Below are 21,447 nucleotides of genomic sequence, written 5' to 3'. Positions count from 1 at the left end.
TCTTTCTCTCAGTTCCCCATATAGCATGGAAATACTGCTTCTCTCCAACGCATTTTTATGCAAACTTTTGCATTGAGCGCTGACAGATCCCGCGCTTCGGGGAGAGGAATTCGATGACGAACGTGCGCTTTGCCGCATTGGCCAGTACAGGGCTTTGCCTCGCGGCGCTCGCCGGATGCGGCGACGATGGTGGTAACTCGGCTGTGCCGGGCGTCGGTCCAATTGCTGGCACACCAACGCCGATCCCGACCCCTACGCCAGTCGCGACCGACACTCTTCCAGCAGGTCCGATCACAGCATTCTCGGACCGGACCGCGGCAATGGGTATCGGACATTCCTTCGGGTTCTCTAGCGGGCTGAATGTGATGGTTGCGCAATTTGCAGGCGGGGCTGCTTCCGGCGATATCGACAATGACGGCGATCTCGACGTGTTCGTTGCGCGCGGCGATAGCGGCCCGAACCTGCTCTACGTCAATCAGGGCGGCACCCGCTTCGAGGAACGCGCAGCTTCCGCGGGCCTCGCCTACACACTTGGCGGATCGAGCAATGGACGGCACAGCGGTCCGACCTTTGGCGACCTTGATGGTGATGGCGATCTCGATCTGTTGCTTGGCGGGCTCGAAGGGGGCCCGACAAAGCTCTTCGCCAATGACGGGGCCGGCACGTTTACCGATGTGACGGCAGGGACAGGCTTCGATACCGCGAATTCCGACCATACGATTTCCATGGCGCTCGGCGATTATGACGCTGACGGTGATCTCGATGTCTTGCTGGCACATTGGGGCACGCCCCGCAATCCGGCCGTGCCCGGCGAAACCGAGACCTTATGGCGCAACGACAGCAGCGGGGGCGTAATGCGCTTTACCCCTGCAAGCCAGACGAGCGGGATTGCCACCCTGCTCGCATTCGACCTTCCGCTTGGCGTTTTGGGTCGCAATTACGATTACACCTTCGCGCCCGGTTTTGCCGATATCGACGGGGACCGCGATCTCGACATACTGATGGTGTCGGACTTCCGCGGATCGAAGGTCCTGCTCAACAACGGCAACGGCACTTTCAGCGCGTCAGGGTTCACGCCGGATGACGAGAATGGCATGGGTGCAGCGATCGGCGATTTCGACAATGATGGCGATTTCGACTGGTTCGTATCGTCGATCAATGGCAACCGCCTGTTCGACAACACAGGAGGCGGTGGCTTTGTCCGCAATTCTGCATCGGGAGTGGAGCCGGGCGGCTGGGGCTGGGGTTCGTGCTTCGCGGATTTCAACGCTGATGGCTGGCTCGATATCTATCAGACAAATGGCTGGGAAGCGGGCAAGGACCCGTCGGCATCCAATTACGTCAACGACACGACCCGGCTGTGGATGAACGCGGGCGACAGGACGTTCACCGATCAAGCAGCCACATCTTCCATTCAGGACACCGACCAGGGGCGCGGGGTCGTGTGCGACGATTTCGACAATGACGGCGATGTCGATGTGCTGTTGCTCACCGCCGAGGCGAGCAACGCTGCCTATGTCTGGCGCAACGACCTGTCGGGCGCGAACACGCTGAAAGTGCGCCTTCGCGGCAAGGCGCCGAATACGCGCGCAATCGGCGCGGTGCTCACGCTGACCATCGCCGACACCGCGCAGACCCGGATGGTGGCGGTGAACAGCAATTTCACCTCGCACAATTCGGTCGACCAGATCTTCGGGATGGGCTCGCATACAACGAGCCGGATTGCGCATCGTGTGGCCCGACGGAACCGAGACGATCCGCGCGGATGTGTCCGCCGGTCAAACGCTGGTTATCGACCAGCCCTGATACTCAATCGGATTCGCGGAAGATGCGGTAGCCCCACGCCTCAAGCGCAAGCGCGCTACCCTCTGCGAACCGCATTGCATCTCCCGTTAGCGCGTCAGCGTAGTCCCCGTGATGGCGGCCAAGCTCGAACGTCACTTCATGCGCGCGCGGTGACAGGTTGAACACGGCGAATACGCGCTCACCCTCCTCGCCCCGCACGAAGCTCAGCACATCCTCACTGGCGCTGCTCGGAACCTCGACCATAGGCGAACCGTAGCGCCCATTCCACAGCGCGCGTTCTTCGGTCTTGAGCGCGATCAGCTGGCGAAGCAGCGCATCGTATTGGCCCGTCTTCCAATCGATCTCGTCCTTCTCGAAAAATTCGAGCTGCCGGTCGAGATCGGCTTCCTGGCCATTATAGATCAGCGGGATGCCCGGCCCGGCAAAGCTGAGCGCAATAGCCGCCTCATAGGCCGGCCCATAGATTTCCGAGGCAACGCCGTCCCATGAATTCTGGTCGTGATTGTCTGTGTAGACCATGCGGTAGGCCGCGCGCGGCCATGTCACACTTTGGCCCGAATAATAGCCGCGCATCTCGTTCGCGCCGCTGCCATCGGCGACAAGTTTCTGCATCGCTTCCTTCCACCCCCACGCATAGGTCGCATCGAACGCCTTGGCGTGCAGGTCGCGAGTCTCCCATTCCGCGAGCATGAAGACCGGCTTGATTGTGTCGAGTTCCGCGCGCGCGGTCTCCCAGAAATCGAGCGGGACATATCCCGCCACGTCCGCGCGGTAGCCATCGATATCGAATTCGCGCACCCAATAGGTCAGACTGCCGGTCATGTATTCGCGCAGGTCCGGCTGCGAGTAGTCGAAGTCGACAACATCGGACCAGTCCGTGCCCTCCGGCGGCATCATCTCGCCCTCGGGAGTGCGGGTATACCAATTGGGATTTTCGGTCACCAGCGCGCTGTCCCACGCCGAATGGTTCGCTACCCAATCGAGAATGACCTTGAGTCCCAGCTCGTGCGCGCGCTCGACAAAGGCGCGGAATTCCTCGTCCGTGCCGAGGTCGGGATTGACCGCGCGGTAATCGAGCACCGCATAGGGACTCCCCATCGTTCCCTTGCGTTTCTCCGCTCCAATCGGATGGATCGGCATCAGCCAGACGATATCGACGCCCATTTCGGCAAGGCGCGGGAGGTGCTCTTGCGCGGCGGCAAACGTGCCCTCCTGCGTGAATTGGCGGGTGTTCATCTGGTAGATTACCGCATCGCGGGTCCACTCGGCGTTTTCGAACTGGACATATGGCTGCGGCTCGTACGGGCTCGCGGTCTGGCCCGAAACCTGACTGCCGGCATCGCAACCTGTCAGAAATAGCGACGCGCCAAATGCGAATGCGAAAGTGCGCATGATCATCATCCCGCCTCCGCCAGATCGCCGCCCGCTTCCTTCAGGGCGCTCGCCCCATCGGTCACGAACAAGGTCGCTATGGCAGCGAGCACGAATGACGTCGCCCCTATTGCCATCGCATAAACGGGCGCTCCGTCGAAAAACACCGTCAGCAGGAACCCGAGCAAGGTCGCAGCGATCAGCTGCGGCACGACGATGAAGATGTTGAAAATGCCCATATAAATGCCCATTTTCCGCGCCGGGACGGAACCTGCGAGAATGGCATAAGGCAGCGAGACGATCGAAGCCCATGCAATCCCCAGCCCCACTTGGGAGACCCACAAGAGCGAGGGGTCGCGGATGAGGATCATCGCCGCAAATCCGGCTGCTCCCACCGCCAGGTTGAAGCTGTGCAGATGCCGCCGCTCGACCTTCGATGCGATCAGCACAAAACCGAGGGCTGCGGCAGCGGCCAAGCCATTACGTACCGCGCTCATCAATCCCCAGTAATCGAGCCGCATCCTGATAGCCGCGCGTCGCCGGATCGGGCGAGGCGAAGTGGTAATCGGCGACCGCAGGCGTGCCGTAGATCCACAGCGCGAACATTGCGAACCAGCTGAAGAACTGGACCACCGCCAGCTGGCGCATGGTCGTGGGCATGGCGAACAGGTCGTTGACGACCTCCATGAAGCCGCCCTGGTCCTTGCCTGACCGGCGCAGCAATCCTGCGACGATCTGGATCACCCCGAATGCTGCGATCAGGCCCGCCAGGATATAGAGCTCCTTGCCCATCTCGACCGAGCCGAGCCAGTCAGGGCGCGGCTCGGTGCGGGAATACAGGACGAACGCGGCGAATGCCGCGCCGATGACAATCCAGATGGCCCCGCCGTTGAAGAATTGGCTGGTGAGACGCCGAACGGTTTCATGCGAACCTTGCTCGATGCCCAGCGCTTTGTGCCGCGCCTTTTCGAACCCGGCGATTTCATCGGGGCTGTATTCCTTCGTGCTGAACACCGTCCAGAGTACCGCCAGCAGCAGCGCTGCGCCGCCAATATAGAACGCCCACTGGACCGTCTCGGGAATTTCGCCTGCAGGTGCGGTATTAGACAGGCCCATCCAGTTGGTCATGACCCACGGCAATGACCCCGCGATGACCGCGCCCACCCCGATGAAAAAGCTCTGCATCGCATAGCCGCGCGTCCGCTGCCGGTCGGGCAGATTGTCGCCGACGAATGCGCGGAACGGCTCCATCGTGATGTTGAGCGAGGCGTCCATGATCCACAGCATCCCCGCTGCGACCCACAAGGTCGGCGAATTCGGCATGATGAACAGCGCAAGGCTGGCGAGGATCGCGCCGATGAGGAAGTACGGACGGCGTCGGCCAAACCGGCCCCAGGTGTTGTCCGACATGTGACCGATGATCGGCTGGATGATCAGTCCGGTCATCGGTGCCGCGATCCATAGAATCGCAAGCTCGTTCACTTCCGCGCCGAGTGTCTGGAAAATGCGGCTTACATTGCCGTTCTGAAGCTCGAACCCGATCTGGATCCCGAGAAACCCGAAACTCATGTTCCAGATTTGCGCGGGATTCATCGCCGGTTTGCGGCCCGGACCTAATTCCGCCGCGCCGTTTTCCGCCAGCTTGCCAGCCGCGTTGTTCATGTCGATCCCTCTCACCCTCTCGTGCCCGTTGTCGCCGCCATGCGTGACAAGAGGCCCCATTGCGCTCTACCAGTTCGAGCGTTGCCGCGCACTCTCCGGTGCGTTGGCAAGCCCACAGTCTGACGTTCTTGCAAAAATTTGCAAGAATCTTTGCATGATGCTGCGGATAGGTTTGTGCATCGAAGCCTTTGAATTGTCTCATAGTCATAAAAAAAAAGCATAATTCGAGTTTCATGACCTGCGAAAATTTGCGATACAAAGAATTGCAAACTTCGAAGCATGATGGCATTTAGATGGTCGGAGGGGTTAGAGATGAAACGAATCCTGCTGGTCTCGCTTGCGGCGCTTTTCGGCATGTCCGGAACGGCGTTTGCCATGTCGGAAACACCGGAAGAGGTTCCCGCTTTCCGGGAGCGTCCGCCAGAGGACGAAGTGGTTTATTTCGTGCTGCCGGACCGCTTTGAGAACGGCGATCCTTCCAATGATCGCGGCGGCATTGCCGGGGATCGGCTGACCCACGGCTTCGACCCCGCGCACAAGGGCTTCTATCACGGCGGCGACCTCAGGGGACTGACGGAAAAGTTAGACTATCTCGAAGGCATGGGCATCACCGCGATCTGGTTCGCGCCGATCTTCGAGAACAAGCCTGTTCAGGGCCCTGAAGGCGATGAAAGCGCCGGATATCACGGATATTGGGTGACCGACTTCACCTCGATCGATCCGCATTTCGGCACCAATGATGAGTTCAAGGCTTTCGTGGACGCCGCCCATGCGCGCGGGATGAAGGTCTATATGGACATCATCACCAACCACACTGCCGATGTGATCGGTTACACCGAGGGCGACGCATTCGACTATGCATATCGCAGTCTATCGGATTACCCCTATTCCCGGCGCGGCGGACCCGATGGCGAGCCGATCAACGAAGGGTTCCTCGGCGACGAGGTCCAGACAGCAGAAAACTTTGCCAAACTGACCTCGCCCGACTTTGCCTACACCCCGGTCGTGCCCGAGGCGGAAAAGAACGTGAAAGCTCCAGCCTGGCTCAACGATCCGCTCTACTACCACAATCGCGGCAGCACGACTTTCTCGGGCGAAAGCAGCCGCTACGGCGATTTTGCCGGACTCGACGATCTCTACACCGAGCATCCGCGCGTCGTCGACGGGATGATCGACATCTACCGAAGCTGGATCACCCGCTTCGGAATCGACGGCTTTCGGATCGACACCGCCAAGCATGTGAATCCGGAGTTCTGGCAGGCATTTGTTCCTGCCATGCTCGAAACTGCCGAGGCGGAAGGCATTCCCAATTTCCACATCTTCGGCGAGGTGTATTCGGACAGCCGCGACAGCGGATTTCTCGCCCGCTTCACGCGCCGCGATGGCTTTCCCGCGGTGCTCGACTTCGCATTCCAGGCAGCGGTGCGGGACGCTCTGGCGCGCAATGAGCCAGCAGGCGTCATGGTGGAAATGTTCTCGGGCGACGTAAACTACGAGGGCGGCGAAGATGCGGCGCGGACAATGCCTACCTTCCTTGGCAATCACGACATGGGCCGTTTCTCGACACTCATCAAAGCGGAAAATCCCAATGTCTCTCAGGACGAGCTGCTCGCCCGCGTGAAGCTGGGTCATGCGATGCTGATGACGCTGCGCGGGTCGCCGGTCATCTATTCAGGCGATGAGCAAGGCTTTGTCGGCGATGGCAACGACCAGGCCGCGCGCGAGGACATGTTTGCGAGCCTGACCGAGAGCTACAATGACAACGACCTGATCGGCACCGATGCGACGACCGCGCAGGCCAATTTCGACACCGCGCATCCGCTCTACACGCTGATCAGGGAATTCGCGGTGATCCGGGCGCAGCGCGCAGGGCTCAGGCGTGGCCGACAAGTCACGCGGACTTTCGACGATATCGGCCCCGGCCTCGTCAGCTTCTCGCGCTTCGATCCGGAAACCGGGGATGAATATCTGCTTGCATTCAATACGTATGCGGAAAGCTTGAGCGCAACCTCCACGATCGGCTATTCAGCTCGGGCGCTGGAAACGCTGCACGGCACCTGCCCTGCATCGGTTGCAGCTCCCGGCAGCGTCAAACTGGAGCTCGCACCGTTCGGCTGGTGCGTGGCCCGCGTTTCAGAGGTGGGCAATTGAACGAGCCATTTGCGACAACGAACCGCATGACGCTGGCGAGTGCGGATGAATGGTGGCGCGGGGCTGTGATCTACCAGATCTACCCGCGCAGTTTCCGCGACATCAATGGCGACGGTATCGGCGACCTTCGCGGTATCGCCGAGGGGCTCGAATATATCGCGTCGCTCGGCGTGGACGGGATATGGATATCGCCGTTCTTCACCTCTCCGATGCAGGATTTCGGTTACGACGTGTCCGATTACTGCGGGATCGACCCCAGCTTTGGCGACTTCGCGGATTTCGATGCCGTCATCGCGAAGGCACACCGGCTCGGCCTGAAGGTCATTATCGACCAGGTCTATTCGCACACCTCGGATGAACATGCTTGGTTCGAGGAAAGCCGAAAGGATCGCACCAACGCGAAAGCCGATTGGTATGTCTGGGCCGATCCCAAGCCCGACGGCTCGCCGCCATCGAACTGGCAGTCGGTCTTTGGCGGCTCGGCATGGCAATGGGACGGACCGCGGCGGCAATATTACCTTCACAATTTCCTGACCTGCCAGCCCGACCTCAACGTCCACAACCGCGACGTGCAGGACGCGCTGCTCGATGTGGCCCGGTTCTGGCTGGACCGGGGCGTCGATGGGTTCCGTCTCGATGCGCTCAATTTCTCGATGCATGACCCGCAGCTGCGAGACAACCCGCCCTCAGGTGTGCCGATTGAGCAGGTTACGCGGCCCTTCGACATGCAGATCAAGCAATTCAACCAGTCGCATGACGATATTCCTGCCTTTCTCGAACGCATCCGTTCGGTCATCAACGAATACCCCGGACGCTTTACCGTGGCAGAGGTTGGCGGCCCCGATCCGCTCGCCGAAATGAAGGCATTCACCGAAGGCGGAAAACGGCTCGATTCAGCCTACAACTTCGACTTTCTCTATGCGCCCGAGCTAACCGCGGCCCTCGTCCGCGAAACCCTGTCGCACTGGGACGGAACGCCGGACGAAGGCTGGCCGTCCTGGGCCTTCTCGAACCACGATGCACCGCGATCGGTCACGCGCTGGGCGGGTGATGAGGATTTCGAGCAGGTGGCCCGGCTTAGTATGCTCCTGTTGCTTTCGCTGCGCGGAAATCCGATCATCTATCAGGGGGAGGAACTGGGCCTGCCGCAGGGACACGTCGCGTTCGAAGACCTGCAGGACCCCGAAGCGATCGCCAACTGGCCGCACACTTTGGGCCGCGACGGCGCGCGCACTCCGATGCCCTGGGCCGCGCGCGCACCGCAGGCCGGGTTTTCCTGTGCCAACCGGACATGGCTCAAGCTCGATCAGGCCCATGCAGAGCGCGCGATCGACCGCCAATTGACCGATGCGCGCTCGACCATGAGCTACACGCGCGGCCTCCTGTCGCTGCGCGGGTCGCTGCCCGCAATGATTGCAGGCGGCAGCACTTTGCTTGACACTCCGGCAGGCATCGTCGCATTCGTGCGAACATCGGATGAAAGCGACGTTTTGTGCGTGTTCAATCTGGGGGATCAGATGACCGAGTGGTCACCGCCCGCGCGCTTCGGCGCTGCCAAGGTGATTGCCGATGAGAACTCAGCCAATGCAGATGGAGCGATCCCGTCCCGGCTCGAACCCAGGACAGGGTACTGGGCCAGGTAACAGGAGCCACAAACGGAATGGATGACGCCGAGGTAAAGGCTAAAAAGAACGCGCGATTGGAAGACATCGCTCGCGAAGCCGGCGTATCGATTTCGACCGTGTCGCGGGCGCTCAACGACAGCCCGGCGGTCAAGCGGCGCACAAAGCAGGAAATCTGGAAAATCGCGCGGGCGCACGATTACGAATTTCGCCGCAACATGCCGAGCGGACCGGTCGGAGCAGAGGCGACCATCGCGGTGATCGTGCCCGCGCCCCAGGCCCGCGAAACCCGCGTTGCCGACCCCTTCTTCCTCGAATTGCTGGCAGGCATCGCGGAGGCTGCGCGCGAGCGCAATGTCGACCTCGTCATCAGCCATGTCTTCCCGCGCTCTGCCGAAGACCTCGAATTCGCAATGACCACGAGCCGCGCAACCGGCATGATCTTCATCGGACAAAGCTCGCTGCACCAGGCATTCAACTCGCTCGCATCGCGCGACGACCGGTTCGTCGTGTGGGGAGCTGAGTTTGGCGACGCACAATATTGCACCATCGGTTCGGACAATGTCGCGGGCGGACGCCGGGCAACCTCGCACCTGCTGCGGCTTGGCCGAAAGCGCGTGCTGTTCCTTGGCGATACCGAAGCGCCCGAGGCCGAGCAACGGTTTCGCGGCTATCGGCAGGCGCTCGAGGCAGCCGCTATCGCGCTGGACGACAGCCTCACCGTGCCGGCGCATTTCGATGTGCATTCGGGCGAAGCTGCAACCCGCTCGGCCATCAGCCGGGGTTTGGACTTCGACGCGATTTTCGCAGCAAGCGACCTGATCGCAATCGGCGCGATGCGTGCGCTCAGCCTGAGCGGGCGATCGGTCCCGGAAGACGTATCGGTGGTAGGATACGACAATATTCCCGCCGCACGGCTGGTGACCCCTCGCCTCACCACGATCGACCAGGACACCAATCTTGCAGGGCGGATGCTGGTGTCGAAACTGATCGATACCAAAGGCGGGCAGGCGAGCTCCGAGCGGCTTGAAACCAGCCTGCTGATCCGCGACAGCTGCGGGGGCTGAGATGCCAAATCCGCCCGGCCCGCTGAAAAAGATCGTCATCGTCGGCGGCGGCAGCGCGGGGTGGATGACTGCGGCGGCGCTTGCCGACGCTGTAGGCGGCAACTGCGAGATTACCCTGGTCGAATCCGAAATGATCGGCACGGTCGGTGTGGGCGAGGCGACCATTCCGCCAATCCGCAATTTCAACCAGCGCCTCGGCATCGACGAAGCGACTTTCGTGCGCGAAACGTCGGGCTCCTTCAAGCTCGGTATACAGTTCGTGGACTGGTCGCGCATTGGTCACAGCTATTTCCATCCGTTCGGGCAATACGGCGCGGAATTCGACAAGGTCCCGTTTTATCATTTCTGGATGCGGGAAGCCCTCGCCGGACGTGTCGAGGGGCCGATAGACGATTTCTCGATGTGCTGGGCGATGGCGAAAGCGGGCAAGTTCGCACGCCCGCAAGCCGACCGGCGCAAGATCCAGTCGACATTCGATTACGCATACCATTTCGATGCCGGGCTCTACGCCGCGTTTCTGCGCAAATTTGCCGAGGCGCGCGGGGTCAGGCGGGTCGAAGGCCGCGTTGTGGAGGTGGCTCTGCACGGCGAGGACGGCTTTATCGAGAGCGTCACCCTGGACAATGGCGCTACTCTCGCGGGCGAGTTCTTCGTCGACTGTAGCGGCTTTCGCGGTCTGCTGATCGAAGGTGCACTCGGGGCGGGATACGAGAACTGGCAACACTGGCTCCCATGCGACCGTGCCATCGCAGTGCCCTGCGCAAGCCAGGACACCATCACGCCTTACACACGCTCCACCGCCAAATCGGCCGGGTGGCAATGGCGCATCCCGCTGCAACATCGCACTGGCAACGGCTATGTCCATTGCAGCGAATATGTCGGCGAAGATGAAGCAACCGATACCCTCATGTCCTCACTCGACGGCGAGCCCTTGGGCGATCCGCGCACCCTGCGCTTCGTGACCGGGCGACGCGCGAAGTTTTGGGAACGCAACTGCGTCGCTATCGGCCTGTCGGCAGGCTTTATGGAGCCTCTGGAATCGACCAGCCTCCACCTCATCCAGTACGGTATCCTGCGGCTGCTCGCGCTGATGCCGGACCGCGAAATGTCACCGCTTCTGGCGAGCGAGTACAACGCGCAGACAACCGCCGAATATGAGCGCATCCGCGATTTCCTGATCCTGCATTACAAGGCCACGTCTCGCGACGATGCGGAGCTGTGGCGCTATTGTTCGGCGATGGAGATACCCGCCAGCCTGCAATACAAGATCGATCATTTCCGCAGCCACGGCATGATCGTTTCGGACGAGCGCGAACTGTTTGCCAATCCCAGCTGGATCGCGGTCTATCTCGGGCAGGATATCGTCCCGAGACAGGCGCCGGCGATGGCCGAGATGCGCAATCACGTGCCGGTAGCCGACCGGATGAAAGCGATCTCCGAAGCGATGCGCAGTGCGGTCGCCGAAATGCCGGAGCACGCCGAATTCCTCGCGCGGCACTGCAAATCCCCCCTCGCCGCCTGAGGATTGCTACAAGAAAAAGGGCCCGCTGTTTCCAGCGAGCCCCCTTGGAGAGTCATGCGACCCGACGCCCCCTCAACCCAAAACCCGTTAGAAATTCTTGCGGATCGTGAAGTTGTATGTGCGGCCATAGAGCTCGTGACGGCTCGGGAAATTCCCGATCACGTTGCCGCCAGAGCGTCCGCCTGCATCGAACAGGTCGTTCTGCGTGACGAACGGCTCATTGGTCAGGTTGAACACTTCAAACTGGACGCCGAAGCCTTCGAGGAAACCTGATGCTTCTTCGAATGTGTAGCCAATCTGCGCATCCACGATGGTTTCGCTGCGCGCATCCGCGCCGCTTAGAGTCCCGTCGAAATTCTGCACTTCGGACAGGAAGCCGCCACGGTGACGTGCGGCAACTTTCGCCTGCCAGCCATCCTTCTCGTAGAAGATGTCGCCCGACCAGACCGTTTCCGAATAGCCCGGAATGTCGAGCGCAGTCATCGTCTCGTCTTCAACTTCTGCTTCGGCGTAGGTGAAGCTGAAGCTGCCGCCGAACCCATCGAGTGCGGGTGTAATATCGACAAAGTCCACACGGACAGTCGCCTCGATGCCGGTAATCGTGCCGTCAGCGAAGTTTACCGGACCGGAGAACGATCCTGTCGCAAGCTCAGGCGCGGATGTCAGGATCGAACCGAACCCGGCGTTCACGATCTGCTGTTCGAGGTCGATCGTGTCCGCAAAATCGATAACCCAGTCCGACAGGTCCTTGTGAAAGGCAGCCACGATAACGGCGGTGCCACGCGTGAAATACTTCTCGACCGAGATATCGAACGACTGAGATTCATACGGCTGCAATGTCGGGTTGCCGCCGCTCAGGTTGAAGCAGACTAGCTGCGGCGGATTGAAGCCGAGCACGGTATCCGGAATCTGGTCGCCGTTCGTATCGGCGCAAGCCAGCGGGTTGGTCCCGATATTCTGGTTTGCCGCAAGCTGGTCGAGCCGGGCCCGAGTGATCGTCTTGGCGTAAGCCAGCCGAACAAACAAATCGTCTGCGACCTCGAAACTGAAGTTCGCGCTGGGCAGCCAGTCATCATAGGCGAACTCAACCGTGTTGATGCCGCCTCCGATGGTGCCGGTCGAAGATTGCTCTGTGTCCGCATAGCGAAGGCCGATATTGCCGCGAACCGGGACCGTGCCCAGCACCGTATCGATATTGGCCTGGATGTAGAAGTTGTGGACCTGCTCTTCTACGACCCATTCGGTGTCGAAATTGCCCTTTTCAAGCAGATAGGTGCCGTCGGTGAGGAAACTGGACGGATCATAGGCAAGGATATCGTTGTTCAATCCGCCGGTATCGGTCGTGCCAACGATTGCGCCCGAAGGGACTGCCAGAGCGCCATCGGTGAAGGCGCTCGATTGGCGAATGAAGGCTTCGTTGGAATCGAAGTTCTTTTCGCGGTCGGTATAGAGCCAGCCGATCGTGATGCTATCGAGGAAACCGCCATCAAATTCGTAATCCGCCTCGGCACGTAGCTGGCTGAGTTCATCTTCGATGATCGGCTCTTTGATGAAGCCGACCTGGCCCCAGCCGCCCGGGTCGGTAAGCAGGACATTGGCAGGATCGGTGTAATCGAGCGCACCATCGATGCTGTAGCGACCACTGGCAGGCATATTGAAAGTAAGCGTATCCTGGGCACCTGAACGCGCAGCGCCGGTGCCGGCATAGCTTTCGTAATCGATGTCGTTGCGGTCCAGTGTCGAATAGCCGAAATCGAGCACGAAAGTCAGGCGTTCTGTCGCGCCCCACTGCAGGTTTGCGCCTGCTGCAAAGATTTCGGATTCGTTGCCTTCCGTGTCGGTCCTCAGGATCGGAACCACAGCCGAATAGGTTGCAGTGTCCGCGAACGGTCCGCTGCCGGTGGCGCCATCGAAACTTGCGCCGCTCCATGAAGCGATCGGAGTTTCAGTGCCGCGGAAGATACCCGAATCCCGGGTGTCGGTGTAGAACGCGTCGAAGGTAGCCTCGAACCGATCGCTCGGTTCGAATTGCAGCGTGCCTGCAACCGAGGTGCGCTCAAATTCGCGGCTGACAACGCCCTGGCGCGGGTTGTCCGCCGGATAGATCAGACCGCTTGCATCGCGGCTCGTCTGCTCGTCGCTGCTTTTCAGCTCACGCGAGATAAAATGCGTCGGATTCGATTGCACGGTCGCACCGATGGACCAGCCAACCGTTCCGACATCGTTCTGGCCGATATAGGAGCCGAAGAACCGGTAGCCGTCGTCAGCGAAATCGGGATTGAGCGAACCGCTATCGTTAAGGACGTAGCGCGCCGACAGGCTGATCGTGTCGTCCTTGAAGTCGAGCGGGCGGATCGTGCGGAGATCCACAGCCCCGGCGATGCCGATAGCGGCAAGGCGCGCATCGGCGGTCTTGTAGACGATGCCCTGGCCGATCAGCTCGGATGGAAACTGGTCGAATTCGATACCGCGATTGTTACCCGCCGATACGACTTCGCGGTCGTTGAGCAGCGCGAGCGAGAAGTCCGGACCAAGGCCGCGAATGGAGATCTGCTGCGAACGGCCGCGCACACGCTGCGCGGTGACGCCAGGCAGGCGGGCGAGCGAGTCCGCAATGGAGAGGTCGGGCAACTGGCCGATATCCTCGGCCGAAATGACCTCCACAATCGAGTTGGCCTCACGCTTGGCATCGAGCGATGTTTCGATCGACGAGCGAATGCCGCGAACGATGATGACGTTCTCTTCACCATCGGCAACGTCTTCAGTTTGAGTATCCTGCGCAACAGCTGGCATCGCTGTTGCAACCATTGCCAGGCCCGTTGCTGCTCCACAAAGCAGGCGAGCGTGAGCGGAATAACGCTTCAGTCCCATTCTAAACCTCCCCAAGCATCACGTTCTCTCTACGTGTTTGCAGTTTTTTTCATAGCGGAGATTGTGCGGAAGGTAAATCGCCAATCGCGATATCGTTGGCGCCTTGTAAGTTTGGTATCTTTTTGCTTAATATCAGATACTTGATTGACTCCGTCACTAGAAAATTACTTTTGGACGTACAACTATCAACAAGCTGTGGCGCGCGAGTCACACATTTGTCATGGAAAGGGTCACCTACAGACCAGGACCGGTAAGGGACCGATTTTTTAGCAATCGCTATCGCATGTTTTATCATTATATATCAAGGCTATAAATCAACTGAGTTGGCAAGCACCCGCCCTCTTGATAGCCTTATCGCAATGTATCGGCGGGACGGAGCGGCCAGCAATCCAATGCAAAACTTGGCAATCTCGCTGGCAAATTTGACGAATCGGCAATTTTCCTCGGGAAATCAGCAAATTGTCACGGTTGGCAACATTCTGAATGACCCTCAGGCCGCAATAGATCATGCTGTTTTGCAAAATTTTGCAAAGATAACTCCGCAATATCCCGGAATTCGTGCACCGATCGATCCCGCCATTTGCGCGGCATGGCTCGAAGTGCTCTCTCCAATGCTATCCGAAAACTTCGGCGGCGGAGCAGAAGGGTGGTCGATGCAGGCATGGCATTCGATCGTGACGACGCCTCCGCAGGACCTGATACCGATTCAGTGCTTCCCGCATGTCGACGGGACCGATTCGCAGCAATTGGCGATGATGCTCTATCTCCACACGACCGATCACGGCGGGACCGCTTTCTTCCGCCACAAATCCACCGGCCTCGAGCAGTTAAGCGACGAGAACTATTCACGCTATGCCGCGGCCTTGCAGGACGATGTGTCGAAGAGCGGCCTTCCCCAACGCCGTTATGTCACCGACGGAGCACCGCATTTCGAGCGCACCCATGCAGCACCCGGCACATTCAACGAGGCGATCTTCTATCGCGGCAATCTTCTCCACTCCGGGATCATCGACAATTCCGCCGAATTGCCCACCGATCCGCGCGCGGGACGCTTGACGATCAACGCCTTCTTCCGCCCAATGTGATGCGATGACCAAGGCCCCGCACCAGAAACTCGTAATCGTAGGCGGCGGAACCGCCGGCTGGATCGCGGCAGCGGCCTTTGCGCGCCTGTTGGGAAAGACGCTCGAGATCGAGCTGGTGGAATCCGACGCGATAGGCACGGTTGGCGTCGGCGAGGCGACCATTCCCCAGATCATCCGGCTGAACACCATACTGGGCCTCGACGAATACGAATTCCTGAAGCGCGCGCATGGCACGTTCAAACTGGGCATCGAATTTGTCGACTGGGGCCGGATTGGCTCGAGCTACCTCCACACATTCGGCGATGCGGGCCTCAACCTCGCCAGCGTCCCTTTCCACCAACATTGGAAACGCGCTTCTGCCGGGGGGCATGAGCGCGATCTGTGGCACTATTCGCTGCACAAGCTTGCAGCCGACAATGCGAAGTTCGCCAAGCTCGACCGGGTCGGAAACACCGCCATGACGGGCCTCGCCTACGCCTATCACTTCGATGCGAGCCTCTATGCCGCTTTCCTGCGCGAATATGCCGAGCAGCGCGGTGTGAAGCGCACGGAGGGGATCGTGCAATCGGTTGCGCGCGATCCCGAGAGCGGCGACATCACCTCGATCCGCCTCGGCGATGACCGCGATGTAGCGGGCGACTTCTTCATCGACTGCACGGGCTTTCGCGCAATCCTCATGGGTCAGGAGCTTGGCGTTGGGTATCAGGACTGGTCGAAGTGGCTGCCTTGTAACAGCGCGCAGGCCGTGCCTAGCGAACGCCGTGAAACGCTGGTGCCTTACACACGGGCGACCGCAAAAAGCTCAGGCTGGCAATGGCGCATCCCGCTCCAGCACCGGACCGGCAACGGGCACGTCTATTGCAGCGACTTCATGTCCGACGATGACGCGGGCGACGTGCTGCTCGCCGGGCTCGATACAAAGCCACTCGCCGATCCTCGCCCGATCCGCTTTACCACCGGTAGGCGCGAGCAATTCTGGTCGCACAATTGCGTGAGTATAGGATTGTCGAGCGGATTTCTCGAACCACTCGAATCCACCAGCATCCACCTCATCCAGTCGCATGTCAGCCGGCTGATCCAGCTGTTCCCGCGCAGCCCGGACTGCGCTGCCGAGCGCAGCGAATACAATCGCCGCTGCGCTGCGGAATTCGAGCAGATCCGCGACTTCCTGATCTTGCATTACAAACAGACCGAGCGCGAAGATTCGGAGTTCTGGAAGTATTGCCGCAGCATGGAAGTGCCCGAAAGCGTCGCGCAAAAGCAGGAATTGTTCGCTGCATCCGGGCGCGTCGGGCGCGATGCCGATGACCTGTTCCGCGAGGCAAGCTGGGTGCAGGTGATGCTGGGACAAGGGATCATGCCGCACAGCCACGATCCAATGGCGGATGCCCTGACGGACAGTCAACTCGACGAATTCCTGGTCAATGTCCGCAAGGTCATCGAACGCTCGGTTCACTCACTGCCCACACACGAACAATTCATCGCGAGCCATTGCGCCTCAACCTGAAGCGGCGCGAAGGGTTTGAGCGGCTCGCCTGTTAAAGGTGTAGACGCTGCGACAAATTGCGACGCGGTAAGGCGTGACTTGCGCATTACTGCGCGCCAGGATTGCGCGGCTGAACAGCAGCAAGGCAAGGAGCCAGCAGGCGAGCATGAGCAAGGCCCACATTGCCCTTTCCCGGTTTGGATATGGCCTCCAGCGCGGAGCGGATGTGCCGGGGGACCCGGCGCGATACCTCTTGCAGCAGATGGATCGCTATGACGCCGCGCCGCCCGCCATTGCCGAGCGCGAAGACACATCGGACAAGGCGGGCGAGATCCTGGAGCAGCTACGCACGCTTCGCCGCCAGCGGCAGGGCGTGATGGCTGACAATGTGCCCGCCCCCTCGATGACGGCGACCGGCACGCAAGAAAGCCGCCGGGCCATGCCAGACAACATCCCGCCCGAAATCCGGCGCTCATACCTCAATGGCAACGCCATCCTGCGCCGCGACATCGGCATCCGCACCAATGTCGCCGTGAACAGCGATGCACCGCTGATCGAGCGCCTCGTGCATTTCTGGTCCAACCATTTCAGCGTCTCGGCGGGCAAGCCCGGAACGCAGCACCAGGTCGGAAATCACGAGTTTCGAGCGATCCGCCCGCATGTCCTCGGCAAGTTTTCCGATATGCTCAAAGCAGTCGTGCTGCACCCCGCAATGCTGCTCTATCTCGACCAGTTTCGCTCGGTCGGTCCCAATTCTCCATTCCAGGAACGCCGGAGCAGACGCCGTGATGCCGATGCGCGAGGCGGCGGTATCAATGAGAACCTTGCGCGCGAAATCCTCGAATTGCACACGATGGGCGTCGGCGGCGGCTATTCGCAGGCTGACGTCACCGAGTTCGCCCGCGCCCTGACGGGATGGACCATACAGGGCATTGGGCGCGTGGAGCGTTTTGCGGAGCCGCAGGATACCGGGGCGGCCTTCGTCGAGTTCGCACATGAGCCGGGCTCGCGCACCATCCTGGGACGGACTTATTCAGTGCGCGGAGCCGCGCAGGCACTCACCGTGCTCGGCGATCTTGCGCTGCACCCGAAGACCGCATCCTTCATCGCCACAAAACTGGCGCGCCATTTTACCGGCGACACGCCTCCGCCTTCGCTCGTCGCGCGGCTCGAGGCCGATTTTCTGCGCACGGGCGGCGACCTAGCCAGCCTGACCCGCACGCTGGTCGAAGCGTCCGAATGCTGGACGGACCAGCCCGTCAAATACCGCCAGCCCTTCGACTGGCTGGTGACGGTCCTGCGCCTCACGGGGGTGGACGATTTGCAGGAAAACCGCATCTCCGGCGCATTGAGAGAGCTGGGACAGGTGCCGTGGCGCGCAGCATCGCCGGCTGGCTATGATGATACGGATGCGAGCTGGGCCGGGCCCGACGCGCTTTTCCGCCGGGTCGAACTGGCGGAAAGGATTGCGCGCGGGGCGCCATCGGACAATGTGCTCGATCGCGCACGCAAGGCATTCCCGGGCGCCCTGAGCGAGAACACCGAGCTGTGGCTCAGCCGCGCGGAAAGCGGATCGCAGGCGCTCGGCCTGCTGCTTGTAGCGCCTGAAATGATGCGGAGATAACTCGGCCATGCTTCACAATCTCGACCGCCGCACTCTCCTTGCAGGATCGCTCGCATTCGGCGCGGGCACGCTGGCCGCGCCGCGCATGGCCTTCGCCAGGGCGGCGGGGACCAGGAACTTGATGTTCGTCCTGCTCCGCGGCGCGGCCGACGGCATGGCAATGCTTGCGCCAGTAGGCGATCCCCACTTCGCATCCCTGCGTGAAAGCGTGCTGCCGGAATATGACGGCGCGCGCAAAGCAGGCGGCATGTTCGCGCTCCACCCCGCGCTTGAGCAGGTCGGCAGCGCATTCGATCAAGGCGAAGCGCTGTTCGTCCACGCCACCTCGACCGTGTACCGCGAGCGCTCGCATTTCGATGGGCAGAACCTGCTGGAGACCGGCGCGCAAAAACCCTTCGCAAAATCGGATGGCTGGCTGAACAAGCTCGCCGCGCTGATCGGCCAGCAGCAGGGCGAACCGCCCCGTGCGCTTGCGATTGCACCGAGTGTGCCGCTGGCGCTGCGCGGTGCGGCTCCAAGCTCGAATTACGCTCCCTCGGCCCTTCCGCAGGCAAGCGACGACTTCCTCGCACGTGTCGGCATGCTTTATGCCAATGATGAGCAGTTGGGCGGTTTGTGGGCGCAAGCGCTCGGGACGCAGGCGATGGCGGCGGATGACGGCTTGAGGAATCTGCGCGATGCGAAGGCTGCTGGCGAGTTGGCAGCGTCCCTGATGCGCGGTGCAGGCGGAGCGCGGATCGCCATGATCGAGCTCGGCGGCTGGGACAGCCATGCCAACCAGCGCGGCGTATTCCACAGGCAGGCTAGCCAGCTCGACACGCTCCTGGGCGCATATCGCGCGTCGATGGGCAGCGCGTGGGCCGATACGATAGTGCTGGTCGCGACCGAGTTCGGGCGGACCGCGCGTTATAACGGCACAGGCGGCACCGATCATGGAACGGCGAGTGCGGCGTTTGTCATGGGCGGCGGTGTGCGCGGCGGCCGAGTTGTCGCAGATTGGCCGGGCTTGAAAGACAGCCAGCTTTACCAGTCACGCGACCTGAAGCCGACAACCGCGCTGGAGGCGGTGCTTGCGGGCGCGGCGTCCGAGCATTTCGGCCTCGATCCTGCTGCTGCTTTCGCAACGCTGTTTCCGGGCCGGGCGGGAGCGCCGCTCAGCGGGATCGTCCGCGCCTGATCAATCGGGGCTGCTGCGTACGTTTGCAATCAGCCGCTCGTCCAGCTTTTCGCCGTGAAGCACCGATACGTCCCCGGTCGTCTCCAGCACCACCGCGCGCACTTCGCTGAAATCGAGCACATTGGCCTCGCGCAATTTGGCGATGAGGTCGCTTTCGGCCACGCGCGACCGCGCCATGGCTTCGCGCAGAATCTCTCCGTCACGCATCAGCATCAGCGGTTCGTTATGAGCGATTTGCTCGAAGGTGTCGGACGATTTGCGCAAGCGCGCCGAGAGCGCCTGCGCGAGGATCAGGCCCGCCATCGCCAGCATCGCCTGACCAAAGCCGGACCAGTCGCTCGCCTGCGCGGCGCCCGCGACCAGGCTGCCCAGTGCGATGGTCATGACGAAATCGAAGTTCGTCATCTTGGACAGAGAGCGCAGCCCGTTGATCCTGATGAGCACGGTCATCCAGATCAGCGCGATCGCTCCCAGGATCAGGCCGCGAATGATGAGGTCGATTTCGGTCTGCGAAGTAAAGATGGTCGTTCTCCTGTTGCTTTGGAGAACGAACCACCGCGCAAACGGGTCCGCTTATTTGTCCATGATCTCGGGCGCGGTCGGGATCATCCCGCCCGTCTGGATCGAGCGCTCTTCATTTGCGAGAATGCCCACCACCTGCGTCCACACCGCGACATTCTGGCGCAGCTGCACCGGGTCGATCTTGTCAAGCGTATCGTCGGGCGTGTGGTGAAAATCGAAATAGCGCGCGCCGTCCTGTTGCAGATCGATGATCGCGCCTTTCTGGTCGCGAACGATGTTGAGGTCCGCCCCGCCGCTAGCGGTAATGGTAGAATTGGCAACGCCAAAGCGCGCGACCGATTTGGCGAGCTTTGCATGGAGATCAGGATTGCTCTCGCGAAAATTGCTTTCGAACCGCCAGATGCGGTCCGCGCCGAAATCGCTTTCCAGGCCAACTGCAATAGGCTCGTCACCATGCGCCTCGCTGTAGGCGGTAGAGCCAATCAGGCCGACTTCCTCGGCACCTGCGAAAAGAACGCGGATCGTACGCAGCGGTTGCCCAGTGTGCGAGACATGCAGGGCAGCGGCGGCGATGATCCCGCAGCCTGCGCCATCATCGAATGCGCCGGGCGCGTTCCACCAGCTGTCGATGTGACAGGCAAGCAGCACCGGGGGAAGATCGGGATTGCTGCCAACGATCTCTCCCACGACATTGCCGCTGGTCGTCATGCCCAAACGGCGAGGATTGAGTTCCAGCCGGAGTGTGATCGGCCTGTCCCCCGCCCTGTCGAACATACGTTCAAGGTTGGCCGCATCGGGCAGGCTGATCGCGCCCGCCGGGATCGGAATAGCCGAATCTCCCCAACGCGTGGTCCCCGTATGCGGGTTGCGGTGGTAATCGGTGCCTACCGACTTGATCACGATCGCGGCTGCACCTTTGTTGGCCGCCACCGTCGGTCCGGCAAAGCGCGCCAGTCCGAAATATCCGTAATGCGAGCCATCCATGGAGACGCGCATGTCATGGCTGAGATAGACGATTTTTCCGCTCAGGCTGCCATCAGGGACGGCTAGCAATTCGTCGAATGTGTCGAATTCGACCAGCTCTGCCTCGATCCCGCCCTCGGGTGTCGCCGCGCTATTGCCGAGCGGCTGGATGACGAGGTCTTGCGCGAACGGTCCGGTCACGCGCGCCTTGTGGATGTCGCCGGGGACCCATGTGTCCATCTGAAACGGTTCGTCGGCAATGTTCTGGAACCCGTTCTTGGCAAGCCACGCCATCGCCCATTCACGCGCCCGCTTCTCCGCCTCGGTTCCGGCTTGTCGCGGGCCAACCTCGGTGGTGATACCCTCGACGAAATCCCACGCTATGGTGTCCTGCGTAAGAGTGGCCTCGGCCATCGCTTCGATTGAGATGTGGGGATCGCTGTGATCGTCGGCATAGGCAGCGGTCGATAGCGAAAGGGCGGCGAGCGCGAGTGCGGTGTTTTTCATGGCTCGGCTGC

The 21,447-nt window shown here is 61.0% G+C and carries 14 protein-coding genes and 1 pseudogene; 9 read left to right on the top strand and 6 right to left on the bottom strand.

The window, feature by feature from the left end; translation table 11 throughout:
• Positions 1–113: 113 nt before the first annotated feature.
• Positions 114–1,232, top strand: a pseudogene (locus tag AC0L39_RS06070) (FG-GAP repeat domain-containing protein); the annotation flags it as partial.
• Positions 1,233–1,809: 577 nt separating this feature from the next.
• Here the strand turns inward: AC0L39_RS06070 and AC0L39_RS06065 are convergent.
• The 3 genes from AC0L39_RS06065 to AC0L39_RS06055 are packed head-to-tail and all read right to left on the bottom strand — an operon-like array spanning position 1,810 to position 4,839.
• Positions 1,810–3,198 carry an alpha-amylase family glycosyl hydrolase gene (locus AC0L39_RS06065; RefSeq protein WP_473261581.1) on the bottom strand — a complete coding sequence of 463 codons (1,389 nt, stop codon included), beginning with the start codon at positions 3,196–3,198 and terminating at the stop codon, positions 1,810–1,812.
• A 5-nt stretch (positions 3,199–3,203) separates the two neighbouring features.
• Complete coding sequence (locus AC0L39_RS06060) at positions 3,204–3,674, bottom strand: hypothetical protein (RefSeq protein ID WP_473261579.1); 471 nt, start codon at positions 3,672–3,674, stop codon at positions 3,204–3,206.
• The gene (locus AC0L39_RS06055) at positions 3,658–4,839 is read right to left on the bottom strand and encodes an MFS transporter (RefSeq protein WP_473261577.1); all 1,182 of its coding nucleotides are present in this window, start codon (positions 4,837–4,839) and stop codon (positions 3,658–3,660) included. The genes AC0L39_RS06060 and AC0L39_RS06055 overlap by 17 nt, the downstream gene beginning before the upstream one ends.
• A gap of 312 nt (positions 4,840–5,151) precedes the next feature.
• Between AC0L39_RS06055 and AC0L39_RS06050 the strand changes: the two genes are divergently transcribed.
• From AC0L39_RS06050 to AC0L39_RS06035, 4 genes are read left to right on the top strand one after another with little or no spacing between them, the layout of a single operon-like run.
• Complete coding sequence (locus AC0L39_RS06050) at positions 5,152–6,990, top strand: alpha-amylase family glycosyl hydrolase (protein WP_473261576.1); 1,839 nt, start codon at positions 5,152–5,154, stop codon at positions 6,988–6,990.
• A 26-nt stretch (positions 6,991–7,016) separates the two neighbouring features.
• On the top strand, positions 7,017–8,633 hold the full coding sequence (locus AC0L39_RS06045; RefSeq protein ID WP_473262299.1) for an alpha-amylase family glycosyl hydrolase: 1,617 nt from the start codon (positions 7,017–7,019) through the stop codon (positions 8,631–8,633).
• A gap of 17 nt (positions 8,634–8,650) precedes the next feature.
• Positions 8,651–9,679, top strand: coding sequence for a LacI family DNA-binding transcriptional regulator (locus AC0L39_RS06040; protein WP_473261574.1), 1,029 nt, complete (start codon positions 8,651–8,653; stop codon positions 9,677–9,679).
• A gap of 1 nt (position 9,680) precedes the next feature.
• A complete protein-coding gene (locus AC0L39_RS06035) occupies positions 9,681–11,201 on the top strand; it encodes a tryptophan halogenase family protein (protein ID WP_473261573.1) in 1,521 nt (506 codons plus the stop codon).
• Between the two features lie 87 nt (positions 11,202–11,288).
• Here the strand turns inward: AC0L39_RS06035 and AC0L39_RS06030 are convergent, their stop codons facing one another.
• Positions 11,289–14,009 (bottom strand): TonB-dependent receptor, encoded by a 2,721-nt coding sequence (locus AC0L39_RS06030; protein ID WP_473261571.1) that lies wholly within the window; start codon positions 14,007–14,009, stop codon positions 11,289–11,291.
• 455 nt (positions 14,010–14,464) lie between these two features.
• On the opposite strand from AC0L39_RS06030, the gene AC0L39_RS06025 reads away from it, so the two are divergent.
• The 4 genes from AC0L39_RS06025 to AC0L39_RS06010 all read left to right on the top strand — a co-directional run bounded on the left by AC0L39_RS06025 (position 14,465) and on the right by AC0L39_RS06010 (position 19,444).
• Positions 14,465–15,157: a DUF6445 family protein gene (locus AC0L39_RS06025; RefSeq protein ID WP_473261569.1), complete on the top strand. Its 693-nt coding sequence runs from the start codon at positions 14,465–14,467 to the stop codon at positions 15,155–15,157.
• Between the two features lie 4 nt (positions 15,158–15,161).
• The gene (locus AC0L39_RS06020) at positions 15,162–16,664 is read left to right on the top strand and encodes a tryptophan halogenase family protein (RefSeq protein ID WP_473261568.1); all 1,503 of its coding nucleotides are present in this window, start codon (positions 15,162–15,164) and stop codon (positions 16,662–16,664) included.
• 145 nt (positions 16,665–16,809) lie between these two features.
• The gene (locus AC0L39_RS06015) at positions 16,810–18,267 is read left to right on the top strand and encodes a DUF1800 domain-containing protein (RefSeq protein WP_473261566.1); all 1,458 of its coding nucleotides are present in this window, start codon (positions 16,810–16,812) and stop codon (positions 18,265–18,267) included.
• Between the two features lie 7 nt (positions 18,268–18,274).
• Positions 18,275–19,444, top strand: a complete 1,170-nt coding sequence (locus tag AC0L39_RS06010) for a DUF1501 domain-containing protein (RefSeq protein WP_473261564.1) — start codon at positions 18,275–18,277, stop codon at positions 19,442–19,444.
• Here the strand turns inward: AC0L39_RS06010 and AC0L39_RS06005 are convergent, their stop codons facing one another.
• Entirely contained in the window at positions 19,445–19,894 is a 450-nt protein-coding gene (locus AC0L39_RS06005) for a DUF421 domain-containing protein (RefSeq protein ID WP_473261562.1), read from the bottom strand.
• Positions 19,895–20,017: 123 nt separating this feature from the next.
• Positions 20,018–21,436: a M28 family peptidase gene (locus AC0L39_RS06000; RefSeq protein WP_473261560.1), complete on the bottom strand. Its 1,419-nt coding sequence runs from the start codon at positions 21,434–21,436 to the stop codon at positions 20,018–20,020.
• Positions 21,437–21,447 lie beyond the last annotated feature (11 nt).

The organism is Erythrobacter sp. K21-9 (assembly GCF_055808355.1).
The sequence above is the reverse complement of the archived record's forward strand: the minus strand, read 5'-3'. Positions and strand labels throughout refer to the sequence as shown.